The 1,641-nt window shown below is 43.4% G+C and carries 1 protein-coding gene and 2 pseudogenes; all 3 read left to right on the top strand.

Going from position 1 to position 1,641, the window contains the following annotated elements; all coding sequences use genetic code 11:
• Nucleotides 1-261: pseudogene (locus tag R8O70_RS24940) on the top strand (DUF480 domain-containing protein); the annotation flags it as partial.
• Nucleotides 258-578 carry a GIY-YIG nuclease family protein gene (locus tag R8O70_RS24935; protein ID WP_005463466.1) on the top strand — a complete coding sequence of 107 codons (321 nt, stop codon included), beginning with the start codon at nucleotides 258-260 and terminating at the stop codon, nucleotides 576-578. The pseudogene R8O70_RS24940 and the gene R8O70_RS24935, both read left to right, overlap by 4 nt.
• A gap of 351 nt (nucleotides 579-929) precedes the next feature.
• Nucleotides 930-1,641: pseudogene (locus R8O70_RS24930) on the top strand (ABC transporter substrate-binding protein); the annotation flags it as partial.

Genomic DNA, 1,641 nt, shown 5'->3' with positions numbered 1-1,641 from the left:
AAAGAAGTAGAAGCTGTACTTGAGCATCTTGCTAGCGAAGATAAAGGTCCGCTTGTGGTGAAGTTACCTCGTGAAGCTGGTAAGCGTGAATCTCGTTACATGCACTTGTTCTGTGGTGAAGTCGATGTGTCAGCAATGGCTGCGGCAGTTCCTGCTACTTCATCAAGCTCGGAACGTGTCGCTCAGTTAGAGCAAGAAGTTGCCGAGTTAAGAGAAGAACTCGATGCATTGAAAGCGCAGGTAGAATCTCTACTTTCATGAGTGAAAGTGTTGAGCAGCACTGGAGCGTTTATCTGATCCGCAATAACCGTAATGCACTGTATTGCGGTGTTACCAATGACATCGAAAGGCGATTTAAACAGCACCAACTTGGCAAAGGCGCAAAAGCGCTCAAGGGTAAAGGGCCTCTTGTTTTAGAGTGGTCGACTAGCTTCGACTCAAAAGTAACAGCAATGCGCGCTGAGTATTTCATCAAACAACTAACCAAGAGCAAGAAAGAGCAGTTGGTTGAACTCAAAGCTTTGATTGCCGTGGATGACAATCAGCAAGTGATGTTCGAGTCTTGCTCTCAAAGTTAACGGTTCATCGTGACCGTTTGAGTGCCTGTTTTTCGGATTCTTAAATTTCAATTGTCTTTTATAAGCCGCCAACATTGGCGGCTTATTTATATTTATTGATACAGCCGACTAATACGGCCGAGCCCGATACATCCAAGCTTCTTGAGATAAAAGCAGAATACCATATGGACTTTGGGTATATCATGTATGGCTATTCTGACGCATAATGGCCCGATGTTCTGTTCCAAGTAGACAAATTTACTATTGAAACAAACACTCAGTGGAAGGTAGATTACAAGAGTAAAGGATGACTCGGCTAGGTCACAAACAGAGCTGAAGTAGGCTCAATAAAAAAAGCTAAAAGAGCAATAAATGAATAAAGCGTTAGTATTGTCCCTGATTTCAATTGCCGGCATGTCTCCGGCTTCACAAGCCTCTCAGGTTCTTAACGGCTACTGGGCGTATCAAGAATTCTTAAATGAATTTCCAGAACAGAAACACTTAACGGATGCTCTGGCTGCGGCCGTGAGAGACGATCCTGTACCTATTGCCCCTGAAAAAAGACACCCATTAAAAATCTCCGTTGTTTATCCAGGGCAGCAGATTTCTGATTACTGGATAAGAAACATCGACGCGTTTGAGAAGCGCTTAGATAAACTCAATATTGATTACCAAATCAATCAAGTGTTTACGCGCCCGAACGCCGATATCAAACAACAAAGCCTTTCTTTGATGGAAGCACTAAAAAGCAATTCCGACTACTTAATCTTTACACTCGATACGACCCGACATCGTAAGTTTGTCGAACACGTTTTAGATTCCACCAAAACCAAACTTATCCTGCAAAATATCACGACGCCAGTCCGTGAATGGGAAACTCGACAGCCATTTATGTACGTCGGTTTCGATCACGCTGAAGGCAGTCGCGAACTCGCTGTGGAGTTTGGCAAGCAGTTCCCGAAAAATACCCATTACAGCGTTTTGTACTTCTCTGAAGGCTACATTAGCGATATCCGTGGTAACACATTCATTCACCAAGTGAACCAAGACAGTCAGTTTGAACTACAATCTGCTTACTATACAA

It is taken from the genome of Vibrio sp. 779(2023) (genome assembly GCF_033344285.1).
GTDB lineage: Bacteria > Pseudomonadota > Gammaproteobacteria > Enterobacterales > Vibrionaceae > Vibrio > Vibrio alginolyticus.
Note: the sequence above shows the minus strand (reverse complement) of the source record. Positions and strands in the feature narration are given on the sequence as shown.

What these genes read in the sequence shown, in the direction of transcription:
- R8O70_RS24935 (WP_005463466.1), top strand. Translation starts at nt 258, where the DNA reads ATGAGTGAAAGTGTTGAGCAGCACTGGAGCGTTTATCTGATCCGCAAT.